At 71.8% G+C, this 24,061-nt stretch carries 26 protein-coding genes; 6 read left to right on the top strand and 20 right to left on the bottom strand.

The annotated features are described in order from the left end of the window. Window positions 1–7: 7 nt before the first annotated feature. From ACZ4XJ_RS21880 to ACZ4XJ_RS21865, 4 genes are all read right to left on the bottom strand, one after another. Window positions 8–874 (bottom strand): MetQ/NlpA family ABC transporter substrate-binding protein, encoded by an 867-nt coding sequence (locus ACZ4XJ_RS21880; RefSeq protein ID WP_362880151.1) that lies wholly within the window; start codon window positions 872–874, stop codon window positions 8–10. Between the two features lie 162 nt (window positions 875–1,036). Continuing rightward, window positions 1,037–1,705, bottom strand: a complete 669-nt coding sequence (locus ACZ4XJ_RS21875) for a methionine ABC transporter permease (protein WP_362880150.1) — start codon at window positions 1,703–1,705, stop codon at window positions 1,037–1,039. Further along, window positions 1,702–2,766 (bottom strand): methionine ABC transporter ATP-binding protein, encoded by a 1,065-nt coding sequence (locus tag ACZ4XJ_RS21870; protein WP_468497083.1) that lies wholly within the window; start codon window positions 2,764–2,766, stop codon window positions 1,702–1,704. Before ACZ4XJ_RS21870 ends, ACZ4XJ_RS21875 begins: the two co-directional genes overlap by 4 nt. 392 nt (window positions 2,767–3,158) lie before the next feature. Next, window positions 3,159–3,806, bottom strand: a complete 648-nt coding sequence (locus ACZ4XJ_RS21865) for an HAD-IA family hydrolase (protein WP_468497082.1) — start codon at window positions 3,804–3,806, stop codon at window positions 3,159–3,161. A gap of 68 nt (window positions 3,807–3,874) precedes the next feature. Here ACZ4XJ_RS21865 and ACZ4XJ_RS21860 point away from each other — a divergent pair, with 68 nt between their 5' ends. Beyond that, entirely contained in the window at window positions 3,875–4,243 is a 369-nt protein-coding gene (locus ACZ4XJ_RS21860; protein ID WP_362880144.1) for a hypothetical protein, read from the top strand. Further along, window positions 4,236–4,658 carry a hypothetical protein gene (locus ACZ4XJ_RS21855; RefSeq protein WP_468497081.1) on the top strand — a complete coding sequence of 141 codons (423 nt, stop codon included), beginning with the start codon at window positions 4,236–4,238 and terminating at the stop codon, window positions 4,656–4,658. Before ACZ4XJ_RS21860 ends, ACZ4XJ_RS21855 begins: the two co-directional genes overlap by 8 nt. Here the strand turns inward: ACZ4XJ_RS21855 and ACZ4XJ_RS21850 are convergent. From ACZ4XJ_RS21850 to ACZ4XJ_RS21840, 3 genes are all read right to left on the bottom strand, one after another. Further along, window positions 4,648–5,154 carry a GNAT family N-acetyltransferase gene (locus tag ACZ4XJ_RS21850; protein WP_468497152.1) on the bottom strand — a complete coding sequence of 169 codons (507 nt, stop codon included), beginning with the start codon at window positions 5,152–5,154 and terminating at the stop codon, window positions 4,648–4,650. The two genes, ACZ4XJ_RS21855 and ACZ4XJ_RS21850, sit on opposite strands and share 11 nt — an antisense overlap. 37 nt (window positions 5,155–5,191) lie before the next feature. Continuing rightward, entirely contained in the window at window positions 5,192–5,725 is a 534-nt protein-coding gene (locus ACZ4XJ_RS21845) for a sigma-70 RNA polymerase sigma factor region 4 domain-containing protein (protein ID WP_362880141.1), read from the bottom strand. Window positions 5,726–5,834: 109 nt separating this feature from the next. Beyond that, entirely contained in the window at window positions 5,835–7,025 is a 1,191-nt protein-coding gene (locus ACZ4XJ_RS21840) for a glycerophosphodiester phosphodiesterase (RefSeq protein ID WP_468497080.1), read from the bottom strand. A gap of 299 nt (window positions 7,026–7,324) precedes the next feature. On the opposite strand from ACZ4XJ_RS21840, the gene ACZ4XJ_RS21835 reads away from it, so the two are divergent. Further along, window positions 7,325–7,954, top strand: coding sequence for a lysophospholipid acyltransferase family protein (locus ACZ4XJ_RS21835; protein ID WP_468497079.1), 630 nt, complete (start codon window positions 7,325–7,327; stop codon window positions 7,952–7,954). A 28-nt stretch (window positions 7,955–7,982) separates the two neighbouring features. Here ACZ4XJ_RS21835 and ACZ4XJ_RS21830 read toward each other — a convergent pair whose 3' ends face one another. The 3 genes from ACZ4XJ_RS21830 to ACZ4XJ_RS21820 all read right to left on the bottom strand — a co-directional run bounded on the left by ACZ4XJ_RS21830 (window position 7,983) and on the right by ACZ4XJ_RS21820 (window position 11,637). Further along, complete coding sequence (locus ACZ4XJ_RS21830) at window positions 7,983–9,467, bottom strand: membrane-associated oxidoreductase (protein ID WP_468497078.1); 1,485 nt, start codon at window positions 9,465–9,467, stop codon at window positions 7,983–7,985. Between the two features lie 77 nt (window positions 9,468–9,544). After that, the gene (locus ACZ4XJ_RS21825; protein WP_468497077.1) at window positions 9,545–11,089 is read right to left on the bottom strand and encodes an MFS transporter; all 1,545 of its coding nucleotides are present in this window, start codon (window positions 11,087–11,089) and stop codon (window positions 9,545–9,547) included. Beyond that, entirely contained in the window at window positions 11,089–11,637 is a 549-nt protein-coding gene (locus tag ACZ4XJ_RS21820; protein WP_384004556.1) for a TetR/AcrR family transcriptional regulator, read from the bottom strand. Before ACZ4XJ_RS21820 ends, ACZ4XJ_RS21825 begins: the two co-directional genes overlap by 1 nt. A 101-nt stretch (window positions 11,638–11,738) precedes the next feature. Between ACZ4XJ_RS21820 and ACZ4XJ_RS21815 the strand changes: the two genes are divergently transcribed. Beyond that, window positions 11,739–12,290: an HAD domain-containing protein gene (locus ACZ4XJ_RS21815; protein WP_468497076.1), complete on the top strand. Its 552-nt coding sequence runs from the start codon at window positions 11,739–11,741 to the stop codon at window positions 12,288–12,290. A 52-nt stretch (window positions 12,291–12,342) separates the two neighbouring features. Here ACZ4XJ_RS21815 and argH read toward each other — a convergent pair whose 3' ends face one another. Together argH and ACZ4XJ_RS21805 are read right to left on the bottom strand one after the other, a co-directional pair. Next, complete coding sequence (gene argH, locus ACZ4XJ_RS21810) at window positions 12,343–13,770, bottom strand: argininosuccinate lyase (RefSeq protein ID WP_468497075.1); 1,428 nt, start codon at window positions 13,768–13,770, stop codon at window positions 12,343–12,345. 97 nt (window positions 13,771–13,867) lie between these two features. Then, window positions 13,868–15,061 (bottom strand): argininosuccinate synthase, encoded by a 1,194-nt coding sequence (locus tag ACZ4XJ_RS21805; RefSeq protein WP_468497074.1) that lies wholly within the window; start codon window positions 15,059–15,061, stop codon window positions 13,868–13,870. A 368-nt stretch (window positions 15,062–15,429) separates the two neighbouring features. Between ACZ4XJ_RS21805 and ACZ4XJ_RS21800 the strand changes: the two genes are divergently transcribed. Further along, complete coding sequence (locus ACZ4XJ_RS21800) at window positions 15,430–16,137, top strand: L,D-transpeptidase family protein (RefSeq protein WP_468497073.1); 708 nt, start codon at window positions 15,430–15,432, stop codon at window positions 16,135–16,137. A gap of 35 nt (window positions 16,138–16,172) precedes the next feature. On the opposite strand, the gene ACZ4XJ_RS21795 is transcribed toward ACZ4XJ_RS21800, so the two are convergent. From ACZ4XJ_RS21795 to ACZ4XJ_RS21765, 7 genes are all read right to left on the bottom strand, one after another. Beyond that, a complete protein-coding gene (locus ACZ4XJ_RS21795) occupies window positions 16,173–16,709 on the bottom strand; it encodes an arginine repressor (RefSeq protein ID WP_384002794.1) in 537 nt (178 codons plus the stop codon). A 7-nt stretch (window positions 16,710–16,716) separates the two neighbouring features. After that, window positions 16,717–17,928, bottom strand: coding sequence for an acetylornithine transaminase (locus ACZ4XJ_RS21790; RefSeq protein WP_362880123.1), 1,212 nt, complete (start codon window positions 17,926–17,928; stop codon window positions 16,717–16,719). Beyond that, window positions 17,925–18,878: an acetylglutamate kinase gene (argB, locus tag ACZ4XJ_RS21785; RefSeq protein WP_362880121.1), complete on the bottom strand. Its 954-nt coding sequence runs from the start codon at window positions 18,876–18,878 to the stop codon at window positions 17,925–17,927. Before argB ends, ACZ4XJ_RS21790 begins: the two co-directional genes overlap by 4 nt. Further along, window positions 18,875–20,047, bottom strand: coding sequence for a bifunctional glutamate N-acetyltransferase/amino-acid acetyltransferase ArgJ (gene argJ, locus ACZ4XJ_RS21780; protein ID WP_468497072.1), 1,173 nt, complete (start codon window positions 20,045–20,047; stop codon window positions 18,875–18,877). Before argJ ends, argB begins: the two co-directional genes overlap by 4 nt. Window positions 20,048–20,123: 76 nt before the next feature. Next, the gene (argC, locus tag ACZ4XJ_RS21775; RefSeq protein WP_384002782.1) at window positions 20,124–21,152 is read right to left on the bottom strand and encodes an N-acetyl-gamma-glutamyl-phosphate reductase; all 1,029 of its coding nucleotides are present in this window, start codon (window positions 21,150–21,152) and stop codon (window positions 20,124–20,126) included. A gap of 212 nt (window positions 21,153–21,364) precedes the next feature. After that, window positions 21,365–22,225, bottom strand: coding sequence for an SGNH/GDSL hydrolase family protein (locus ACZ4XJ_RS21770; RefSeq protein WP_468497071.1), 861 nt, complete (start codon window positions 22,223–22,225; stop codon window positions 21,365–21,367). Further along, the gene (locus ACZ4XJ_RS21765; protein ID WP_384002777.1) at window positions 22,212–22,787 is read right to left on the bottom strand and encodes a PadR family transcriptional regulator; all 576 of its coding nucleotides are present in this window, start codon (window positions 22,785–22,787) and stop codon (window positions 22,212–22,214) included. The genes ACZ4XJ_RS21770 and ACZ4XJ_RS21765 overlap by 14 nt, the downstream gene beginning before the upstream one ends. Before the next feature lie 89 nt (window positions 22,788–22,876). On the opposite strand from ACZ4XJ_RS21765, the gene ACZ4XJ_RS21760 reads away from it, so the two are divergent. Next, the gene (locus tag ACZ4XJ_RS21760; RefSeq protein ID WP_468497070.1) at window positions 22,877–23,311 is read left to right on the top strand and encodes a nuclear transport factor 2 family protein; all 435 of its coding nucleotides are present in this window, start codon (window positions 22,877–22,879) and stop codon (window positions 23,309–23,311) included. Window positions 23,312–23,539: 228 nt separating this feature from the next. Here ACZ4XJ_RS21760 and ACZ4XJ_RS21755 read toward each other — a convergent pair whose 3' ends face one another. Then, entirely contained in the window at window positions 23,540–23,962 is a 423-nt protein-coding gene (locus ACZ4XJ_RS21755; RefSeq protein WP_468497069.1) for a hypothetical protein, read from the bottom strand. Window positions 23,963–24,061 lie beyond the last annotated feature (99 nt).

Raw genomic sequence — 24,061 nt, 5'->3', positions numbered from 1 at the left:
TGGTGCGTCAGGAGGCGGCGGGGGCGCCGAAGGCCGGGGTGACCGAGCCCTGGTACTTCTCGTCGATGAACTTCTTGACCTCGTCGGAGTTCAGGAGCTTGGCGAGCTTCTGGACGCGCGGGTCGTTCTGGTTGCCGTCCTTGACCGCCAGGAAGTTGGCGTACGGGTTGCCCTCGGCCTTCTCCAGGATGAGGGAGTCCTTGGCCGGCGACAGGTTGGCCTCGATGGCGTAGTTGCCGTTGATGATCGCGGCGTCGACGTCGTTCAGGGCGCGCGGGACCGTGGCGGCCTCCAGCTCCTTGAACTCCAGGCCCTTCTTGTCGGTGATGTCGGACAGCTTGGCGCTGGTGCCGACACCTTCCTTGAGGGTGATCAGGTTGTTCGCGGCGAGCAGCTGGAGCGCGCGGCCCTCGTTGGTGGTGTCGTTCGGGACCGCGATGGTCTGGCCGGCCTTGATGTCGGCGACGGACTTGACCTTCTTGGAGTAGAGGCCGAGCGGCTCCAGGTGCACGTTCACGACGGGCACGATGTGCGTGCCGTTCTTCTTGTTGAAGTCGTCGAGGTACGGCTTGTGCTGGAAGTAGTTGCCGTCGACCTGGCCCTGCTCGGTGGCGGTGTTGGGCAGGACGTAGTCCGTGAACTCCTTCACCTCCAGCTTGAGGCCGTCCTTCGCCGCGAGCTTGTCCTTGACGAAGTTCAGGATGTCGGCGTGCGGGCTCGGGGAGGCCGCAATGACCAGCGGCTTGCTCTCGTCGACCTTGGCGCCGGCCTTCGTGGCCGAGCCCGGGTCCGAGGAGCTGCCGCAGGCGGTGAGGCCGAGGGCGAGCGCGGCGGAGGCGGCGGCGAAAGCGGTGAGCTTGATGTTCTTGCGCACGAAGAGTGCCTTTCTGGCTGCGGGGACCGGGGTGCCCGCTGGGTGGTGGCCCAAGCACGACAAGTGCGGGCTCTCTTTTCTGGGGAAAACTCGTGGGGTGGAGCTGTCGCGGCCGCCGGGGACGCTCGGGGAAAGGGGTTCCCGCGCCCCGCGCCCGCCGCGTCAGGCCGTACGGCCCCTGCGGGACAGGACCCGGACGGCGCCGTCGCCGATCAGCTGGATCACCGTCACGAGGGCGATCAGGATGACGACGGTGGCGACCATGAAGCCGGTTTCGAAGCGCTGGAAGCCGTAGGTGATGGCCTTGGATCCGAGCCCTTCGCCGCCGACGGCGCCGGCCATCGCCGAGTAGCCGATCAGGGTGATCAGGGTGGTGGTGACGGCGGCGATCAGCGAGGGCAGGGCCTGCGGCAGCAGGACCTTGCCGACCAGGGTCGGGACGCCGCCGCCCATGGACTCGACGGCTTCGACCAGGCCGTGGTCCACCTCGCGGACGGCGGTCTCGACGAGCCGCGCGAAGAAGGGGATGGCTCCGATGGACAGCGGGACGATCATGGCGGTGGGGCCGATGAAGGTGCCGACGACCGCGGTGGTGAAGGGGATCACGGCGATGAGCAGGATGATGAACGGCAGCGAGCGGCCTATGTTCACGATCACGCCGAGGACCTTGTTGAGCGGCTGGTTCCGCAACAGGCCGCCCTTGTCCGTGAGGACGAGCAGCACGCCGACGGGCAGTCCGCCGAGGACGGTCACCAGGGTGGACCACAACACCATGTAGAGGGTGTCGTAGGTGCCCTGGGTGAGCAGGGGCTGCATCTCGGACCAGGTCACTTGGCACCATCCTCGACCAGTGCGGCCAGCTCGGAGTCGACGTCCGGCGTCGTGGGGTCTTCGTCGACGACGTCGACCTGGAGGCCCTGCTCGCGCAGGAAGCCGACGGGGACCACGTTGTCCTCGTAGCGGCCCGGGAGTTCGATGCGCATGCGGCCGACCTGCCGGCCGGCGACGGTGTCCATCGCCGCGCCGAGGATCGAGATGTCGATGTTGTAGGTCCGCGACAGCTGGGAGATGACCGGCTGGGTCGCGGCGTCGCCGTGGAAGGTGACGTCGACGACGGTGCGGTCCGGGCCGGTGGCGACGCCGCTGACCGGGAAGAGCTCCCCGGCGAGTTCGGAGCCGGGGGTGGCGAGCAGTTCGGGGACGGTGCCGGACTCGATGATCCGGCCCCGCTTCATCAGGGCGGCGGAGTCGCAGACGGCCTTGACGACGTCCATCTCGTGCGTGATGAGCAGGACGGTCAGGCCGAGCTGCTGGTTGAGGTCGCGCAGCAGTTGGAGGATCGAGCGGGTGGTCTCGGGGTCCAGGGCGCTGGTGGCCTCGTCGGAGAGCAGCACCTTGGGGTCGCCGGCCAGGGCGCGGGCGATGCCGACGCGCTGCTTCTGGCCGCCGGAGAGCTGGGCGGGGTAGGCCTTGGACTTGTCGGCGAGGCCGACAAGGTCGAGGAGTTCGGCGGCCTTGCGGGACCGCTCGCGGCCGGAGACGCCGAGGATCTCCAGCGGCAGTTCGATGTTGGCCTGCACGGTCCGCGAGGACAGCAGGTTGAAGTGCTGGAACACCATGCCGATGCGGCTGCGGGCCTCGCGGAGCTCCTTGCCGGCGCGGCGGCCGCGGCCGGCGAGCGCGGTGAGGTCGACGCCGTCGACGCTCACCGTGCCGGTGGTGGGGCGCTCCAGCAGGTTCACGCAGCGGATGAGGGAGGACTTGCCGGCTCCGCTCTGGCCGATGACTCCGTACACCTCGCCCTCGCGGACGTGGAGGTCGACGCCGTCCAGGGCGGTGACCTCGCGGCCACGGGACTGGTAGACCTTCGTGAGGCCCGATGTGGTGATCACAGGAATTCCGTCGCTGTCGAGTGCACGGCGCAGCGGGTGCCGGGCACGGGGCAAACATCTGGGGACGCGATACGGGTCCAACCGTCACAAAAGGATGGTTTCGACGCGTGCGCGGGCGGAGCGGATCCGTACGGCCGGTCAGGGACCGGCGTGGTGGCGGAGTGGCTCGGCCTGTCTCGCTTCGGGGCGCGGGACTGCAGGAAAAGGGGCCCTCAGAAGGCGCACATTCGACACATACAACGAGCACCGGGCGTCATCGTCGCCTCGGTCGCAAGGGTGCGGCTGCTCGTCGTGGTCATGGATGCAAGTAAAGCAGACATGGCGACTCACCGATCAACACTGTCCGTATAGCGGACGGATTTCGGCCGCATTCCGGACAACACCGGTCAGCGTCAGTCGGCCGTCCCAAGGGTGACTCCCGTGTCGGTGACCAGTGCCGACACGGCCGACAGGTCCCGTACGACCACGTCCGCGACGAGCTCCTCGGCCGGGTGCGTTGTGGTCAAGGCCACGGTCCTCATGCCGGCGGCGCGGCCGGCGGCCAGCCCCGCGGGGGCGTCCTCGAAGACGACGCAGCGGGCCGGATCGACGCCCAGGCGGCGGGCGGCGAGCAGGAAGGGCTCCGGGTCGGGCTTGCCGCGCGTGATGTCGTCGGCGGCCACCAGCTCGGGGAAGTCGATGCCCACCTCGCGCAGCCGCGCCTGGGCGAGCGGGCGGGTCGCGGAGGTGACCACGGCCCAGCGACCGGCGGGCAGCGCGGACAGCAGCTCCTTGGTCCCGGGGAGCAGGACGACGCCGCCGGGGACGTCCGCCACCTCCAGGGCCTCGATGCGGGCGAGGGCCTCGGCGTGCACCTCCTCGGGGAGCAGCTCGGCGATGATCTCCGTCGCGGGGCGGCCGTGCAGCACGACCCGGGCGAAGGCCTCCTCGTTGATCCCGTACTCCCGGGCCCAGCGGGCCCAGCAGCGGTGGACGGAGTCCATGGACGACACCAGGGTGCCGTCGTTGTCGAACAGCAGGGCTTCGGCGTGCATCTTCATGCCTTCCAGCAAAGCCCGGGCGCAGGGGTGAGCGCATCGGGTCTTTCGGCCCGTAATACCCTCGCTGCATGCTCGACGCCCTGACGGTCGCCATCGGCGCGGCCGCCCTCGCCCTCGCCGCCTGGTGCGGCCACGCCGCCTGGCGGGACCAGCCGACCAAGGACTGGCACTTCATCGGCATGGCCGTGGTGACCGTACTGGTCCTGGCCCAGCTGGTGATCGGCCTGGTCCAGCTGGGCCGGGGGGAGAGGCCCGGACAGGGCACGGTGATCTTCGTGGCCTACCTGCTGGGCGCGTTCGCCGCGGTCCCGGCCGCCGGGATGCTCTCGCTGACCGAGCGGACGAAGTGGGGCTCGGTGACGGTGGCCGCGGGCGCGGTCGTCCTCGCCGTGCTCGAAGTACGGCTCTACGACATCTGGGGAAGCACCGGTGCCTGACACCCGCACGACCGCGACCGACCCCGCCGGACGCCGGCGGCTGGTCTCCGGACCGGGGCTGCTGCTGGTCTGGCTGTACGGGGTGATGGTGGTCGGCGCCGTCTCGCGCTCGGCCTACCAGATCTCCACGGAGTTCGACCGGGCCCCGCTGGCGTACTCGCTGTCGGGGGCGGCCGCGCTGGCCTACGCCTTCATCACGTACTCGCTGGTGCGGGGCGGGGAGCGGGCCCGCAGGGCGGCCCTGGTGTGCTGCGGCGTCGAGCTGGCGGGCGTGCTGGCCGTGGGCACCTGGACCCTGGTCGACCCCGGGGCCTTCCCCGACACGACGGTCTGGTCGGACTTCGGGATGGGCTACCTGTTCATCCCGGTGATCCTGCCGATCACCGGGATGCTCTGGTTGCGGTCTAGGCGCTGACCGCGAAGTCGGTGGCGCCCTTGGCTTCCTTCTCCAGGATCACCAGCACCACGCCGTCGGAGGCGGTGCGGTTGCCCACGGCCAGGTAGCCCGCCTTGCGGTAGAGCCGCAGGTTCGACTCGCTCTTGTGGCCCGTGTGCAGCCGGAACCGGGTCGGGGACGTCCGGTCCGCGAGGGCCCGCTCGACGCCGCGCAGCAGGCGGGCGCCGAGGCCGTGGCCCTGGAGTCGCGGGTGCACGCACAGTTTGGCGATGCTCGCCGTGCCGTCCTCGCCGGAGCGGCCGCGCACCGTACCGACCACCTCGTCGCCGAGCCGGGCCACCAGGACGGTGTCCGTGGCCAGCTCCGCCTTCAGGGAGTCCAGGGACTGGGTGAGCGGCTGGATGAGGTAGTTGCCGTAGAGCTCGGCCTCCCGCTGGAACGCCAGATACTGCAGCTTGAAGATCTGCTCGGCGTCCTCGGCGGTCGCCGCCGAAATCGTCACGCTCATGCCCATGTGCGCATGCCTCCCGCTCACCTGCCGGCCCTTTGGTCTACCGCTCCTTTCCCCGCAGGCCAGGAGCCGCAACCTCTGCAGCGAGCATTCTGCGCAGACATCCCAGGCAACGGGAACGGACGGGCCCCAAACTTCCTTGTGAGATACCCAACTCTCCTGCGATTTCACGGTAAGTGAGGTCCCTCGGCGAAAGAAGTGCTCCCATCAGTTCCGGACAACGTCCGGGGAGCCGGGCCACCGCCGAGCGCAGGGCCCGGTGGTCCTCGCCGTGCAACAGGGCGCCTTCCGGCTCCCCTCCGGCGTCGGCCGGCGATCCGCCGTACGGAACCTCGCGCCGGGCCCGGCGCCGCGCGAGCCGGGCCTCGGCCCGCACCGCCCGGCGCAGCCAGCGGGCCCGGCCGGTACGGCCGGTGGGGTCGGGGTCGCGCGGGCCGTGCTCCAGCAGCCTTACCCAGACGGCCTGTTCCAGGTCGGCGGCGTCGACCCCGGCGGCCGGGGCTTCCGCGGCGGCCTCGGCGGAGAGCAGCGGGCCGAGCTCGGTCAGGAGGTCGGAGTCCTTCAGGAGGTCCATGCCGGGCGGGACGCGGGGGCCGGTCCGTACGGTTTCCCCGCCGGGCCCGGCCCACCCGTACGGGGACGGGGGCCTGCCGGTTGACGCCGCCGGCGGTCGGTCCGCTTCGTCAGCGGTGGGCGCCGCGGCCCGGGCGGAAGGCCTCCGCGGCGAGCAGTCCGGTGTCCGGGTTGTCGGTGAAGATGCCGTCGATGCCCTGTTCGAAGTACTTCGCGTACGCGCCGAAGGCGTCCCCGTACGCGGCCGGATCGGTGCCCCTGCGGTATTCGGCGGGCAGGAAGGTGTTCTCGTTGCGCGCGGTGTAGGGGTGCAGGAGCAGACCGCGGGCGTGGGCGTCCTTGACCAGGGTGGTGGGCGTGCCCAGCCTTCCGGCCGCGTCGCGCGGGATGACCAGGTCCAGGGTGGGGCCGATGCCCTGGGCGAAGCCGGAGATCCACTTCAGCCCCTCGGGCTTGACGAGGTCGGCGACGGTACGGGGGTCCTTGGCCACCTCGAAGTCCCAGGGCCGGGTGTTCGCGGCGGAGAGCAGCACCACGCGCGGCGCGGACACCAGGCGGGAGAGCCGCTGGATGCTGGAGGGTTCGAAGGACTGCAGGAAGAGGGCGGCGTCCCGCCCGTCGCGTCCGTAGCGGCGCAGGAGCCGGGCGAGCGGCTCCTCCAGGCCGAGTCCCAGGCCGCGGAAGTAGGTGGGGTGCTTGGTCTCGACGTGCAGCCAGACCTGCTTGTCGCGCCGCCGGCCCTCCCGGTTCGCCCAGCGCAGCACCTCTTCGAAGGTGGGGACGGCCCAGCGGCCGTCGTAGAGGGTGTTGCGCTGGCGGACCGCCGGGATCCGCTCCTTGGCGCGCAGGGTCTTCAGTTCGGCGAGGGTGAAGTCCTCCGTGAACCAGCCGGTGACGGACACCCCGTCGATGGACTTGGTGGCGCGCCGGGCGGCGAAGGCGGGATGGTCGGCGACGTCGGTGGTGCCGCCGATCTCGTTCTCGTGGCGGCAGACCAGGTGGCCGTCCTTGGTGGGGACGAGGTCCTGTTCGATCACGTCGGCGCCGAGGTCGAGGGCCAGCTGGTAGGAGCCCATGGTGTGCTCGGGCCGGTAACCACTGGCGCCGCGGTGGCCGATCACGGTCGGGACCGGCAGGTCCCGGTAGCCGCCGCCCCCGCCCTGTCCGTCGACGGCCTGTGCGCCGGCCCGCTCGCGGTCGGCCGCTGCGGCCGTGCCCGCCCCGAGGGCGGTGATCGAGGTTCCGGCCGCCAGGACCGCCGCCCCCAGGACCGTGCGCCGCGCTGCCCCACCCTGTGTCATCCGTGCACTCCTCGGTCTGAAAGGGGCTCGCTCCCCCGGGGTTCCGGGTGTCCTGCGGCCCGAATCGGCGTGCCGATGGTAGGCAAGGGAGGGTGTCGGGAACGCGGTCCACCGCGGAACATGGCGGAAACGTGCGTCAACATCGCGTATCCGCCTCGTGAACCCGATGTGCGATCAGGGCTGACCCGCGAGTATCGTCCTCACCTGCACTACCGCCGTGTGGTGCCAAACCGCTTTTCGATGCCGGAGGGCTCACGTTGTTCCGTACCGCGCTCATCAAAGCCACTGTCGGACCGGTCATGCGCCTGATGTTCCGCACCCGCGTGGAGGGCATCGAGAACATTCCCGGCACCGGTGCGGTGATCCTCGCGGGCAACCACCTCACCTTCATCGACTCGATGATCCTCCCGCTGGTCTGCGACCGTACGGTCCACTTCATCGGCAAGGACGAGTACGTGACGGGCAAGGGCCTCAAGGGCCGCCTGATGGCGTGGTTCTTCACCGGCTCCGGCATGATCCCCGTCGACCGTGACGGTGCGAACGGCGGGGTCGCGGCCCTGATGACCGGTCGACGCATCCTCGACGAGGGCAAGATCTTCGGCATCTACCCCGAGGGCACCCGCTCCCCCGACGGCCGGCTGTACCGGGGCCGCACCGGCATCGCGCGCCTGACCCTGATGACCGGCGCCCCGGTGGTCCCGTTCGCGATGATCGGCACCGACAAGCTCCAGCCCGGTGGCGCGGGCATGCCCCGCCCGGGGCGGGTCACCGTCCGCTTCGGCGAGCCGATGGAGTTCTCCCGCTACGAGGGCATGGACCGCGACCGCTACGTGCTGCGCGCCGTCACCGACTCGGTGATGGCCGAGGTCATGCGGCTGTCGGGCCAGGAGTACGTGGACATGTACGCCACCAAGGCGAAGGCCGCCTGACCCCGTCCGACGCCCGCCCGGCGCCGGTTCACTGCCGCTGGAGCGACCGGCTGACGCCCGCCGCCGTCGTGGTGGCGAGGATCCAGCCGGTCACGACGAGCAGGTACGACAGCCACTGGTACCAGCCGCCCGGCGCGTACGCGGACTCCTGCCCGAAGCCGACGATCGGCACCATCAGGTCGATCGTGTAGAAGACCGCGTTGAAGTCGGGGGCCTCCCCCGGTTTCAGGGCCCTCGGCGGGTGCAGTCCGTAGGCGATCGCCCCGGTCATGAGCAGCGCCGCCAGCCAACCCGCCGCGCGCAGCGGCCGGAATCCGTACCCGACGGTGACGTCCTGGAGCAGTCCCCACAGCCGCGCGGGCCGGGGCAGGGTGTGACGGTGTCGGCGGAGCTTGGCGAGCTGCACGGTCCGGGCGGCTCCCTCGTCGCCGACCGTGCGGTAGGCAGCGGCCAGTTGCTCGTAGGCGTACGGGAGGTAGCCCGACTCCTCCCGTTCCAGGGCGGGCAGCCGTTCGGCGGCCGGCAGGTGCGGGGCGAGCGTGCGGTAGGTGAGGCCGTCGATGCGCAGGTGCTGCGGCCAGGTCCCGGGCGGCACGTGCAGCAGGTCGAACTGGGAGCGGCGCAGGTTGACGGCGCCCTCGACGGTGGGGCAGCCGCGCAGCCAGACCTCGCCGATCACGCAGCTGGAGGCGCGCAGCGCGACTCCGCCGGGGTTGCGCAGGCGGGTGTGGGCGAGGTTGAGCTGGCCCGGTATGCGGGAGCCGGTGAGGTTGATCCGGCCCCGGAACTCCGCGCGCATCGCGCGCAGGTCGCTGCCGACGGTGAGGTTCTCCGCGTGCAGGGCGGTGTCCCCGGGGGCGAGGAGCCGGGCGTCGTCGAGGTTGATCTGGCCGCCGACGGTGGATCCGTTGGCGCGCAGTTCGCCGTACACGGTGGCCCCGACGGCGATGACGTCGGTGCCGATCTCGGCGTGGTTGAACTGCAGCGGCGGTTCCGCGGCCTCCTCCGGGTCGCCCTCGCCGGGCCGGACGCCGATGACCGACCTCGACAGGAACAGGCCGCCGGCTATCCGGGCTCCGGAGAGCCGGACCGGTCCGGTGAGGCGGCAGCAGGACAGTTTGAGCGCGACGTCGAAGCGGGCCATGCCGGCGGTCAGGCCGGGGAGGGTGGAGTCGTTGACGACGAAGGTCTTGAGCTGGGCCCCGTAGAGCACGGGCCGGAGCTCGAACCAGCAGGCGCGCAGCCGGACGGGGTGGTCGACGACGGCGTACTTGAGGTTCAGCGGGCCCGTGATCCGGGCGCCCTTGAGGTTGAGTCCGGGGACCCGGCCCTCGACGCGGGGGCCGTTCAGCAGCAGGGCGGTGAGCACCTCGGCGCGTATGGTCCGCTCGGGACCCCAGCCCGCCCCGGCGGCTGCGGTCTCTTCGGGATCCGTCCGGAAATCGACGCGGGCGCCGCGCGGGAAGGCGTGCCACACGCGGAGTTCGGCCGGGGTCAGGTCGTTGATCTCCATCGCCGGGATGGTGTCCCGCTGCTCCGCGCGCTGTCAACCACGTGCGGGACACCGCCCCTTGGCGTGCTGACGGCGGGTCAGTGTTCCAGGCCGTCCTGGAGCTTCTGGCCCCTGAGCAGGAACCAGGCGGCCACCGCGGTGGCGAGCAGGACGGCCGCGCCGACTCCGGAGGCGAGCCGCAGGCCGTCGACGAAGGCCTCCTGGGCGGAGCCGACCATCTGCGAGGCGGTCAGCGGGTCCAGGGTCTTGGCGGCCTCCACCGCGCCGCCCAGCGACTCGTGCGCGGCGTCCGCGACGGGGGCGGGGACGCCGGCCGGTGCGGTGAAGCTCTGGTAGACGCCGGTCACGATGGAGCCGAGCAGGGCGATGCCGAGCGCGGCGCCGAGTTCGTACGCGGTCTCGGAGACGGCCGAGGCGGATCCGGCCTGCTCCTTGGGGACGCTGGAGAGGATCACGTCGGCGGTGACGGTGAAGGAGAAGCCCGCGCCGAGGCCGACGACGAGCAGGGCCGCGCCGAGCAACGGGTAGCCGGTCTCCTTGTGGATCACGGTGAGCGCGGCGAGGGCCAGGCCGATGGCGGCGAGACCGCCCGCCACGATGCCCCGTACCGAGTACTTGCGGGCGTAGCGGCCGGCGACGAGGCCGGTGACGACCGCGCCGATGGCGGCGGGCAGTTCGGCCAGGCCCGCCTCCAGGGGGTCGCGGCCCTGGACCAGCTGGAGGAACTGGGAGAGGAAGAAGACCAGGCCGGAGAGGCCGAAGACGGTGAGGAGGTCGGCGAGGACCGCGCCGGAGAAGCCGCGGTGTTTGAAGAGCCGCATGTCGAGGAGCGGGGACGGCAGGGTGAACTGGCGCCGGACGAAGGCGTGGAGGCAGCCCGCGCCGATGACGGCGGCGGCCCACACGCCCCAGGTGAGACCGTGGGTGGCGACTTCCTTGACGGCGTAGACCACGCCGATGATGCCGATGAGCGACAGGGCGACGCTGACGAGGTCCCAGGGTCCGGCCACCGGGTTCTTGGACTCGGGCAGGAGCTTGATGCCGACGAGCACCAGTGCGATCATCACCGGCAGGTTGATCAGGAAGACCGAGCCCCACCAGAAGTGCTGGAGCAGGGCTCCGCCGACGACCGGTCCGACGGCCGCGCCGGCCGAGGCGGTGGCGCCCCAGATGCCGATGGCGAGGCTGCGTTCCCTCGGGTCGTGGAAGATGTTGCGGATCAGCGCGAGGGTGGACGGCATCAGGGTGGCGCCGGCCACGCCGAGCAGGGCCCGGGCGACGATCATCATCTCGGGGCTGGTCGCGTAGGCGTTGAGCACGGAGACCGCGCCGAACGCGGTGGCGCCGACGAGCAGCAGTTTCTTGCGCCCGATGCGGTCGCCGAGGGAGCCCATGGAGACGAGCAGTCCGGCGATCACGAACGAGTAGATGTCGCCGATCCAGAGCAGCTGTGTGCCGGACGGCTTGAGGTCCTCGCTCAGGGCAGGAGTGGCGAGGCCGAGTACGGTGGCGTCCACCGCGACCAGCAGCACGGCCAGGACGAGGACGGAGAGGGCGAGCCAGCGTCCGCGGCCCGCGCCCTCCGCTCCGGTCCGCCGGTTCAGCTGTTCGGTACGGCTCATCACTCCACACTCCGTCGTGCGCCACCGAGCAGCAACTCGATGATCATGTACTGGAAGTCCTTGGCGGCGACCCGGCCGTCCACGACGGCCCAGGCGCAGGAGCCGATGAGGCCGTAGAGGGCCTCGGTCAGCCAGGCGCTGCTCAGGTCGATCCTGATGTCGCCCTCCTGCTGTCCGCGCCGGAAGAGCGCGCTGACGCGGGCGTCGAGGCGGGCCCAGCCCTCGTTGACCTGGTCACCCTCGAAGAGCTGGTTCTCGGTGACGAGGAAGGCCAGCAGCTGGGCGTTCGGCTCGGCCTCGGCGACCAGTCGCCGCAGCGCGTCCACCGCCGTGCCCTCGTCGAGACGGGCGTTGTCGAAGGCGACCTCGAACGCGTGGATGCCGAGTTCCTCCAGGGCCCGTACGAGGGCGTCCCGGCCGGCGAAGTGCCGGTGGAGGGTCGCCCGGCCGATTCCGGCGGCGCGGGCGACCTCGTCCATCGTCGCGGTCGATTTGCGGGAAAGCAGGGCGGCCGCAGAGCGGAGCACCTGGTCACGATCCATGGCCATGAGACAAGCATAACCCGAATGAGACGCATCCGTCTCATTCTCTTTCGATCGATGATCAAAAATGAGCTGCCGGATCGGCGGCCGAGAGGGATCCTTCCGTGATGAGACCACTGTTGCTGATCGACGTCGACGGCCCGCTGAACCCGTACGCGGCCCGGCCCCAGCGCCGCCCCGAGGGCTACAGCACCCACCGGATGCGGCCGACGGGCTGGCGGGAGTCCGAGAGCGCCAAGCCGCTGCGGGTCTGGCTGAACCACGACCACGGCGCGGAGCTGCGCGCGCTGGCGGAGTCGTACGAACTGGTCTGGGCGACGACCTGGAAGGACGAGGCCAACGACTGGATAGGCCCGCCCCTGGGGCTGCCCCGGCTGCCGTTCGTCGACTGGCCGCAGATGCACGGGCGGGCGCCGCACGGCACGTTCTGGAAGACGCAGTACGTCCTGGAGTACGCGGGCGGGCGGGAGTTCGCCTGGATCGACGACGACATCGGCGACGCGGACCGCGAGTACGTCCGGGCGCGCCACCCGGCGCACGCGCTGCTGATGCGGATCGACGAGCGGTTCGGCCTGCTGCGGGAGGACTTCGACGCCCTGGCCGCCTGGGCCGAGGACCGGACGCCGGGCCGGCCCGTGGCGGGAGCCCCGACGCCGTGAGGGGGCGGTGGGCGCCGACCGGCTCCCACCGCCCCCTTCCGGGCGCGGACCGCTACTGCTTGTGGATCGCCCAGGCGTGCTGGATGACCAGGTCGGCCTTCAACTCGGTGAGCTGGACGGCGACGGCCGACGGGGCGGTGCCACCACGGCCGTTGCGGGAGGCCAGCGCGCCCTTGACGTTGAGGACGGTCCGGACCTCGGGGGTGAGGTGCTCCGAGATCTTGGCGAACTGGTCGTCGGTGAGCTGGTCGAGCTCGATGCCCTCGCCCTCACAGACCTTGACGCACTCGCCGGCCACCTCGTGCGCCACCCGGAACGGGACGCCCTGCTTGACCAGCCACTCCGCGATGTCGGTCGCGAGGGAGAAGCCCGCCGGCGCCAGCTCCTCCATCCGCTCCCGGTTGATCGTCAGCGTCGCCATCATGCCGGTGAAGGCGGGCAGCAGGACTTCCAGGGTGTCGCAGGAGTCGAAGACCGGCTCCTTGTCCTCCTGGAGGTCACGGTTGTAGGCCAGCGGCAGCGCCTTGAGCGTGGCCAGCAGACCGGTCAGGTTGCCGATGAGGCGGCCCGACTTGCCGCGCGCCAGCTCCGCGATGTCCGGGTTCTTCTTCTGCGGCATGATCGACGAGCCGGTGGAGAAGGCGTCGTGGAGGGTGACGAAGGAGAATTCCTTCGTGTTCCACAGGATGATCTCCTCGGCGATCCGGGAGAGGTTGATCCCGATCATCGCGGTCACGAAGGCGAACTCGGCGACGAAGTCCCGGGAGGCGGTGCCGTCGATGGAGTTGCCGACCGAGCCCCGCTCGAAGCCCAGGTCGGCGGCCACCTGCTCCGGGTCCAGGCCCAGCGAGGAGCCGGCCAGCGCGCCCGAGCCGTACGGGGAGACGGCGGTGCGGGTGTCCCACTGCCGCAGCCGCTCGGCGTCCCGGGACAGGGGCTGCACGTGCGCCAGTACGTGGTGGGCGAACAGGACCGGCTGCGCGTGCTGGAGGTGCGTGCGGCCCGGCATCGCCACGTCCGGGTGCGCCTCGGCGAGGCCGATCAGCGCGTCCTGGAGGTCGGCGATCAGGCCGCCGATGATCCGCGCGTGGTCGCGCAGGTACATCCGGAAGAGGGTGGCCACCTGGTCGTTGCGGGAACGGCCGGCCCGCAGCTTGCCGCCGAGGTCGGGGCCGAGCCGCTCCAGCAGGCCCCGCTCCAGGGCGGTGTGGACGTCCTCGTCGGCGACGGTGCCCACGAAGGAGCCGTCGGCGACGGCGGCTTCGAGCTGGTCGAGGCCGGCCGTCATGCGGCCGAGCTCCTCGGAGGTGAGCAGGCCCGCCTTGTGCAGGACGCGGGCGTGGGCGCGCGAGCCGGCGATGTCGTACGGGGCGAGGCGCCAGTCGAAGTGGACCGACGCGGAAAGCTTCGCGAGGGCTTCGGAGGGACCGTCGGCGAACCGGCCGCCCCAGAGCCGGACGTCACCGTTGTTGCTGCTCACAGCTACTGCTCCTCATGAGGGTGGTGGTGCGACGACCTCCCCGTCGCGGAGGTAACGGGGAGGCCGTCTCGTACTGCGTGGTGGAGAACGACCGGGATCAGCCGAGGTCGCGGCGTGCGGCGATCTTCGAGGAGAGACCGAAGATCTCGATGAACCCCTGGGCCTTGGACTGGTCGAAGGTGTCGCCCGAGTCGTAGGTCGCCAGGTTGAAGTCGTACAGCGAGTCGTCCGACCGGCGGCCGGTGACGACGGCCCGGCCGCCGTGCAGGGTCATCCGTACGTCACCGCTGACGTGCCGGTTCGCTTCGTCGATGAAGCCGTCCAGGGCCCGTTTGAGCGGCGAGAACCACAGTCCGTCGTAGACCAGCTCGCCCCAGCGCTGCTCGACCTGCCGCTTGTAGCGGGCCAGTTCGCGCTCCACGGTGACGTTCTCCAGCTCCTGGTGGGCGGTGATCAGCGCGATCGCGCCCGGAGCCTCGTACACCTCGCGGGACTTGATGCCGACGAGACGGTCCTCGACGATGTCGATCCGGCCGACGCCCTGGGCTCCGGCGCGCTCGTTGAGCCGCTGAACGGCCTGGAGGACGGTGACGGGCTCGCCGTCGAGGGCGACCGGGACGCCTTCCTCGAAGCTGATGACGACCTCGTCGGCCTCGCGGGGCAGCGCCGGGTTCGCGGTGTACTCGTAGACGTCCTCGATCGGGGCGTTCCAGATGTCCTCCAGGAAGCCCGTCTCGACGGCCCGTCCGAAGACGTTCTGGTCGATCGAGTACGGGGACTTCTTGGAGGTCGCGATCGGCAGCCGCGCCTTCTCGGCGAAGGCGATGGCCTTGTCCCGGGTCATGGCGTAGTCACGGACCGGGGCGATGCAGGTGAGGTCGGGGCCGAGGGCGGCGATGCCGGCCTCGAAGCGGACCTGGTCGTTGCCCTTGCCGGTGCAGCCGTGGGCGACGGTCGTCGCGCCGTGCTTGCGGGCGGCGGCGACCAGGTGCTTGACGATGGCGGGCCGCGAGAGGGCGGAGACCAGCGGGTACCGGTCCATGTACAGGGCGTTCGCCTTGATCGCCGGGAGGCAGTACTCGTCGGCGAACTCGTCCTTGGCGTCCGCGACCTCGGCCTCGACCGCGCCGCAGGCCAGGGCCCGCTTGCGGATGACGTCGAGGTCCTCGCCGCCCTGACCGACGTCCACCGCGACGGCGATGACTTCGGCGCCCGTCTCCTCGGCGATCCAGCCGATGGCGACGGAGGTGTCCAGTCCGCCCGAGTAGGCGAGTACGACGCGCTCGGTCACGGCTGCCTCCATGCGGTGTGTACGCGTCGGACCGATGGGTTCGGCGCGGGTCGTTCGGGGTGGTCCGCGTTTCTTCGCGGTTCGCCGGATGAAAGGTCATTCAACGACAGGCATAACTATGCACTACTCCGTATGTTTCGTCAATCGAGCCGACAAGGGGAGGTCAGCCGGGGTGTCGGGGACCTAGGCCGCGCCCATCCAGCCACTCCCGCCCCTCGGCCTGTGCCACGACGATCCCCGGCCGGACGCCCGCGGAGCAGGGGCGCGACGGGCCCGGCCGGTGCCGGTGGGGCGTACGGGTGCACCGGATCGGGGTCCGGCGGCCGGCCTGCGTCGCCGCCGCCGCTCGCGCCCGTACCGTCGGACGGATGCTGCGTACCGCCCTCGTCACCGGCTCGCTGATCGCCGCCGCCCTGCTCCCGCACGGCCCGCAGAGCCCCCACGGCCCGACGCCGTTGCCCGCCCGCCTCGCCGACACCGGCGGCGGGAGCCAACTGATCACCGCCGTCGCGCCCGACGCCGGATCCACCACGGGCGTGCTGACCTGGTGGGACCGGCGCGCGGGCCGCTGGTACGAGGCCGGCAGCGCGCCCGCCCGGTTCGGCGCGAGGGGCCTGACCGAGGGCGCGACCCGGATCCAGGGCACGAACACCACCCCGACGGGCCTGTACGGGCTCCCCTACGCCTTCGGCATCGCGCCCGCGCCGGCCGGGACGTCGTACGCGTACCGGCGGGTGACGGACCGTTCGTGGTGGTGCCAGGACAACGCCTCGGGCAGCTACAACCGCTGGGTCGAGCCGCTGCCCGCCGACTGCGCGGCGGGCGAGGCCGAGCACCTGGTGACGTACGCGCGCCAGTACGCGCACGCCCTGGTGGTCGACTTCAACTACGACCGGCCCGTCCGGGGCCGGGGCGCCGGCATCTTCCTGCACGCGAACGGCAAGGGCGCCACGGCCGGTTGCGTGTCCGTCCCGGAGGGCGCCATGCGCCGGATCCTCCGCTGGGCCGATCCCCGCCGCGCCCCGCACCTGGCGATCGGCACGGGGGCGGGCCCGCTGGACGTGACGCGGTACTGAGGCGCCCGGGACCGGGCGGGCATGCCGCCGGGGCCTCAGCTTTCCTTCTGCGCCAGTTTCAGGAGGTGGTCTGCGAGGGCCTGACCGCCGGCCGGGTCGCGGCTGATCAGCATCAGCGTGTCGTCGCCCGCGATGGTGCCGAGGATCGCCTGGAGTTCGGCCTGGTCGATCGCCGAGGCGAGGAACTGGGCCGCTCCGGGCGGGGTGCGCAGGACCACGAGGTTCGCGGAGGCCTCCGCCGAGATCAGCAGCTCCCCGGAGAGGCGCCGCATCCGTTCCTCCTTCGCCGACTCCCCGAGGGGGGCCTGCGGGGTGCGGAAGCCGCCCTCGCTGGGCACCGCGTAGATCAGCTCGCCGCCGGTGTTGCGGATCTTCACCGCGCCGAGCTCGTCGAGGTCCCGGGAGAGCGTCGCCTGGGTGACGCTCAGCCCGTCGTCGGCGAGCAGCTTCGCCAGCTGGCTCTGGGAGCGGACCGGTTGCCGGTTGAGGATGTCCACGATCCGGCGGTGGCGGGCGGTGCGGGTCTGCGGTACGGACTGGCCGTTCTGCTCGTGTTCCTGCGCGTGACTCATCGTCGTCTCATTCTCCGGATCGTCCCGCTGCGTCGAGGATGCCGGGCAGGGCCCCGAGGAACGCGTCGACCTCGGCCTCGGTGATGACGAACGGCGGCATCAGTCGTACGACGTCGGGGGCGGGCGCATTGACCAGGAATCCGGCTTCCTGAGCCGCCTGCTGCACCTTCGGTGCGAGCGGCTCGGTCAGCACGATACCCAGCAGGAGGCCGGCGCCCCGGACGTGGGAGACCAGTGGGTGGCCTTCTCCGTCGAGCAGGCCTTCGATTCCGGAGCGCAGTCGTTCGCCGCGCTCCTTCACCCGGTCGAGCAGTCCGTCGGCGGCGATGGTGTCGATCACGGCGAGGCCCGCCGCGCAGGCGACGGGGTTCCCGCCGAAGGTGGTGCCGTGCTGGCCGGGCTGGAGGAGACCGGCGCTCGCGCCGAAGGCGACGACGGCGCCGATCGGCAGGCCGCCCCCCAGACCCTTCGCGAGGGTGACGAGGTCGGGCTCGACGCCCTCGTGCGCCTGGTGCTCGAACCACTGGCCGCAGCGGCCGATGCCGGTCTGGACCTCGTCGAGCGCGAGAAGCGTGCCGGTGGCCCGGGTGATCTCGCGGGCGGCCGTCAGGTAACCGGCCGGCGGGACGACCACCCCGTTCTCGCCCTGGATCGGCTCGATGAGGACGAGCGCCGTCTCCGCGGTGACGGCGGCCCGCAGGGCCTCCACGTCCCCGTACGGGACGTGCGTGACGTCGCCGGGCAGCGGCAGGAAGGGGGCCTGCTTGGTCGGCTGGCCGGTGAGCGCGAGCGCGCCCATGGTCCGGCCGTGGAAGCCGCCGGTGGTGGCGACCATGTGGGTCCGACCCGTCAGCCGGCCGAGCTTGAAGACGGCCTCGACGGCCTCGGCTCCGGAGTTGCAGAAGAAAACCCGGCCTTCGCGGCCGAAGAGCTGGAGGAGCCGCTCGCCGAGCGCGAGGACCGGCTCGGAGGCGTACAGGTTGGAGACGTGGCCGAGGGTGGAGATCTGCTGGGTGACCGCCGCGACGATCGCCGGGTGGGCGTGCCCGAGGGCGTTCACCGCGATGCCGCCGACGTAGTCGGTGTACTGCTTGCCGTCGGCGTCCCGGACCTGGGCGCCCTCGCCGCGCACGAGCGCCAGCGCGGGGGTGCCGTAGTTGTTGGTCAGCGCGTCCTGCCAGCGGGCGCCGTAGCCCTCGTTGCCCGTTGCCGTCGTCATGCCGTTCCCCCCTGCGGTCCGTGGTTCCGTGCGGACTGTGCGCCCTGGTGTCCGTCGGGCACGACCATCGTGCCGATGCCCTCGTCGGTGAAGATCTCCAGCAGGATCGAGTGCTGGACGCGCCCGTCGATCACGCGGGCGGTGCCGACGCCGCCGCGGACGGCGTGCAGGCAGCCCTCCATCTTGGGGACCATGCCGCTCGACAGCTCGGGCAGCAGTTTCTCCAGCTCGCTGACGGTGAGCCGGCTGATGACCTCGTCGCTGTTCGGCCAGTCCGCGTAGAGGCCCTCGACGTCGGTGAGGACCATCAGGATTTCCGCGCCGAGCGCCGCGGCCAGGGCGGCCGCCGCCGTGTCGGCGTTCACGTTGTACACGTGGTGGTCGTCGGCGCTGCGCGCGATGGAGGAGATGACCGGGATCCGGCCGTCGGCGAGCAGCGCCTCGATTGCTCCGGTGTCGATCGCGGTGATCTCGCCGACCCGGCCGATGTCGACGAGTTCGCCGTCGATCTCCGGGCTGTGCCGGGTCGCGGTGATGGTGTGGGCGTCCTCGCCGGTCATGCCGACGGCGAGCGGCCCGTGCTGGTTGAGCAGCCCGACCAGCTCGCGCTGGACCTGACCGGCCAGCACCATCCGTACGACGTCCATGGCCTCGGGCGTCGTGACGCGCAGGCCCGCCTTGAACTCGCTGACCAGGCCCTGCTTGTCGAGCTGGGCGTTGATCTGGGGGCCCCCGCCGTGCACGACGACGGGCCGCAGGCCGGCCTGCCGCAGGAAGACGACGTCCGTGGCGAAGGCGGCCTTCAGCTCCTCGTCGATCATGGCGTTGCCGCCGAACTTGATCACGACGATCTTGCCGTTGTGCCGGGTGAGCCAGGGCAGGGCCTCGATGAGGATCTCCGCCTTGGGCAGGGCCGTGTGCTTGCGGGCACTTCCGGTGGCGCCGCTCATGAGGAGTACGCGCTGTTCTCGTGGACGTACTCGGCCGTCAGGTCGTTGGCCCAGATGACCGCGGATTCGGTGCCGGTGGACAGGTCGGCGGTGATGCGGACCTCGCGGCCCTTCATCGAGACCAGGTCGCGGTCCTCGCCGACGGAGCCGTTCTTGCAGACCCAGACGTCGTTGATGGCCACGTTCAGCCGGTCCGGGTCGAAGGCCGCCTTGGTGGTGCCGATGGCGGAGAGCACCCGGCCCCAGTTGGGGTCCTCGCCGTGGATGGCGCACTTGAGCAGGTTGTTGCGGGCGATGGACCGGCCGACCTCGACCGCGTCGTCCTCGGTGGCCGCGCCGACGACCTCGATGCGGATGTCCTTGCTGGCCCCCTCGGCGTCCCCGATCAGCTGGCGGGCGAGGTCGTCGCAGACGGTCCGTACGGCGCGGGCGAAGTCCGCGGCGGCGGGGGTCAGGCCGGAGGCGCCGGAGGCGAGCAGCAGCACGGTGTCGTTGGTCGACATGCAACCGTCGGAGTCGATCCGGTCGAAGGTGGTGCGGGTCGCGTCGCGCAGGGCCCCGTCCAGGGCGGCGCTGTCGAGGTCCGCGTCGGTGGTGAGCACCACGAGCATGGTGGCCAGGCCCGGGGCGAGCATGCCGGCGCCCTTGGCCATGCCGCCGACGGTCCAGCCGTCCTGGCCGGCGGTGGCCGTCTTGTGCACGGTGTCGGTGGTCTTGATGGCGACGGCGGCGGCCTCGCCGCCGTCGGCGTCGAGGGCGGCCGCGGCCGCGTCGATGCCGGGCAGCAGCTTGTCCATGGGGAGCAGTACGCCGATCAGGCCGGTCGAGGCGACCGCGATCTCACCGGCGTTGAACTCGGCGCCGAGCCCCCGGGCGTTGAGGACCTCGGCGGTCTTCTCCGCGGTGGCGTGGGTGTCCTGGAAGCCCTTGGGGCCGGTGCAGGCGTTGGCGCCGCCGGAGTTGAGGATGACGGCGCTGACGGCGCCGCCGCGCAGGACCTGCTCGGACCAGTGCACGGGAGCGGCCTTGACGCGGTTGGAGGTGAAGACGCCCGCGGCGGCCAGTCGCGGCCCGTGGTTGACCACGAGGGCCAGGTCGGGGTTGCCGTTCGCCTTGATCCCGGCGGCGATGCCCGCCGCCGTGAATCCCTGTGCTGCCGTGACGCTCACTGCATCTCCTTGTTCGCTCCGCCGCCGCTGCGGCTGGTGTCGCTGTCGCCCGTCGGGCCGGCCGTGCGGGCGTGGCTCACGGTGCGACTCCGACGGCGGAAAGTCCCAGTGCCTCGGGCAGGCCGAGGGCGATGTTCATGCTCTGCACCGCGCCGCCGGCGGTGCCCTTCGTGAGGTTGTCGATCGCGCTGATGGCGATGATCCGTCCGGCGGACGCGTCGAGGGCGACCTGGACCTGGACGGCGTTGGAGCCGGTGACGGCCTTGGTGGTCGGCCAGCCGCCCTCGGGGAGCAGCCGGACGAACGGCTCGTCGGCGAAGGCCTTCTCGTAGGCGGCGCGCAGCGATTCGGCGGTGGTGCCGGGGAGGGCCTTGGCCGAGCAGGTGGCGAGGATGCCGCGCGGCATGGGCACGAGGTTCGGGGTGAAGGAGACGCTGACGCGCTGTCCGGCCAGCGGCGAGAGGTTCTGCACCATCTCGGGCGTGTGCCGGTGCACGCCGCCCACGCCGTACGGGGTCGCGGTGCCCATGACCTCGGAGCCGAGCAGGTTCGCCTTGAGCGCCTTGCCCGCGCCGGAGGTGCCGGTGGCGGCGACGATCACGGCCTCGGGTTCGGCGAGGCCGGCCTGGTAGGCGGGGTACAGGGCGAGGGAGACGGCCGTGGGGAAGCAGCCGGGCACCGCGATGCGCTTGACGCCCGCCAGGGCGGCGCGGCAGCCGGGGAGTTCGGGCAGGCCGTAGGGCCAGGTTCCGGCGTGCGGGGCTCCGTAGAAGGCGTCCCAGTCGGCGGAGTCCTTGAGCCGGTGGTCGGCCCCCATGTCGATGACGAGTACCTCCTCGCCGAGCTGGGCGGCGACGGCGGCGGACTGGCCGTGCGGCAGCGCGAGGAACACCACGTCGTGGCCCGCGAGGACCTCGGGCGTCGTCGCCTCCAGGATCCGGTCGGCGAGCGGCGCGAGGTGCGGCTGGAGCAGGCCGAGGGGCTGTCCGGCGTTGGAGTTGCCGGTCAGCGCGCCGATCCGCACCTCGGGGTGCGACAGGAGCAGGCGCAGGACCTCACCGCCCGCGTATCCGCTCGCACCGGCCACCGCTACACGTACCACCATCGGATCCTCCTCATCGATGGCATGACTATACGTAGCCCCGCAGTTTTATGCAAAGCAAAGCCCGGGAGGGGGTGGGTGTGGTGTGGGCCTGGTCCGGTGCGGTGGCGTCGCGGCCTGTGTCAGCGGGTTGTGTCAGCCGGTGGTGGGGTCAGGCGTTCCTCCGAGCGGTGACCGGCGGGGGCGGACGTCCATTCTTGCGCCGGAGCCACGCCCTACGAGGCTCCCGGCTCCGCAGGCCCGCCGGCGACCCGGCCGGCGGCCCCGGCACCGGGCGGCACCGACTCCGCCCCCACCGGGAGCACCGGCAGCAGTTCGGGGCGCTTCGCGCTGCGGCCGTCGCCCGAGGAGCGGCCGCGCAGGCGGCGTCCGAGCCAGGGGCCGAGGAACCCGGCCGCCCAGGCCACCTCGGTCGAGACGAGCCTCAGGGCGGACGGATCGGGGCGCGCCGGCAGCGGGTGGGACCAGCTGTCGTCGCTGCCCGGCACCCCGAGCGCCTCGGCCAGCGCGGCGGCGATCCTGGCGTGGCCCAGCGGGCCCGCGTGGAGCCGGTCGACCGCCCACAACCGCGGGTCGGCGGCCACGTCGGACAGGGCGGTCTCGGCGACCACGACCCCGTGCCGGGCGGCGGCCTCCCGGATGTGGGCGTTGAACGCGAGCACGCGGGGCCGCAGTGGTCGGGCCGCGGGGGCGATCCGCCCGATGTCGGGGAAGGTCGCGGTGGCGACCTGCGCCCCGGCGGCGGAGAGGGCGGCGAAGGCCTCCTCGACCTGCCCCGCCACCCGCGCGGCGTCGAACCCGGGCCGCAGCAGGTCGTTGACCCCCGCTATGACGGTCACCAGATCGGGGCGCAGCGCCAAAGCCTGCTCCACCTGCTCGGCGACGACCTGTCCGGCGAGCCGGCCCCGGACGGCGAGGTTGGCGTACAGCAGGCCGGGGTTGGCGACCGCGAGGTGTTCCGCGAGCCGGTCGGCGAAGCCGCGCAGGCCCACGACGTCGTCCCCGTCGCCGACGCCCTCGGTCTGGCTGTCGCCGAGGGCGACGTAACGCGCGTACCCGGTCTCAGTCCTCGGCACGGGTGGTTCCCCCTTCACGCAGCCGCAGGACGGAAGCCGCCCGCAGGCACCAGTCGCGGTGGCCCTGCTCGAAGGCCAGACCGCGCAGGCAGGTCAGATAGGCGCCGGCCCGGGGGCCCGTACGCAGGTACTCCTCCTCGGTGCTCTGCCCGCGCAGGTTGCGCAGCAGTTTGCCGAGGAACTCGATCTTGCGGTCGGCGGCCACCGCCCGCTCCTCCAACTGGGCGATCACCGCGGCGGCCCCGATGCTGTCGGACGCCTGGACCTTGACGAGGAGGTCGTCACGGATGACCGAGCTCTTCACCTCGGCCACGGCGAACGCCTCCAGCTCGGCGCGACCGGCCCCGGTGACCTTGAACAGGCGCTTGTTGGGCCGGGATTCCTGGACCACCTCCCGGCCCGTGACGAGGCCGGCCTTCTCCAGCTTGCCGAGCTCGGCGTACACCTGCTGGGGCAGGGCGTGCCAGAAGTTGGCCACGCCGACGCCGAACTCCTTCGCCAGTTCGTAGCCGCTGTACTCGTCGTCCAGCAGTGCCGCGAGTACGGCATGCCGCAAGGCCATCGAGGATCAGCCCCTTCCCTTCTCCGGTCCGTCAGCCGCATGATACTCAAGAAAGTGATTAGTCATATTCATGAGTAGGAGGAGGGGTCATGGAGACTGCCGAACGCTTCCGCGCCGCCGTCGAGAAGGGTGATCCGGGCGCCCTGGACGATCTGTTCACGGACGACATCCGGCTCTACAGCCCGGTGAAGTTCAAGCCCTTCGAGGGCAAGCCGATGGTCCTTGGGCTCTTCGGGGTCCTGCTGCGCACCTTCGAGGAACTGCGCTACCTCGGGCGCCTGGACGGCGCCGCCGAGACGAGCGCGGACGGACGGGAGGCCCCGTCGGTGATCCTGCCCTTCCGGGCCCTGGTGGACGGCAAGCAGATCCACGGCATCGACCTCCTCCAGTTCGACGAGGACGGCCGGATCAAGGAGTTCACCGTCTTGGTCCGCCCGCAGTCCGCCGTGCAGACGTTGGGCCGGGCGGTCCTCGCCGGCCTGGTGGCGGACGGCCTGGCCCCGGCTCCCGACCCGGCCGGCTGAGCCGAAGCGGCGGACGGGGGACCTCCGGCCCGGACGGCGGACGGCCCGGCCGACGGGCCGGCGCGGGCTCACGACCGGGCCGGTTCAGCCCCGTTCGGGGCGGGCCCGTTCGGGGCGCGCCGCCGGCGCCGCATGGAGGCCGGGGAACACCTCGACGCCGTCGCCGGCCGACCGGCGCCGGGCGTCCACCGCCCGCTCAGCCCCGCCGCCACCAGAAGTCGGGAACGGTCACCATCGCCACGACCAGCAACACCCCCGCCCCGGCCGCGACGACCGCGCCCACGGGTCGCGGTGGGGGTCGGCGACGGCGGCCAAGCACAGCAGCGGGGCCGACATGAGGAAGACCATCATCCCGCCGAGGGCGCCGATCACCGACCAGGGAACCAGGACAGCCCCGACGACGCCCGCCGCCCGCACGAACGGGACCCGACGCCGGCCCAGAAGCAGCGGGAGCGCGACGAGGCCGGCCACCCCGGCGCAGAGCACCATGTAACCGGGTCCGTCCACGAAGCGGTCGAATTCGAGCGCCGGCGGCACGGGTGACAGCAGCGCGCACACGGCGAGGGCGTACTGCCACGGGTGGGCCCAGTGGCGGGCACCGCGGCCGAATCCGGCGTGCGCTCCCCCGCCCGTCACCGCTCCGACCCCCACGGCCGCCCCCTCGCCCCGGACGCCCGTCCGCATCAATGAACCCGTTCGACTGAACGCGTTCAAACCAGCCGACCGCGACGGCCCGGGCCGCCGCCTCGT

Source organism: Streptomyces sp. NPDC029836 (genome assembly GCF_055574495.1).
The sequence above is the reverse complement of the archived record's forward strand: the minus strand, read 5'-3'. Positions and strand labels throughout refer to the sequence as shown.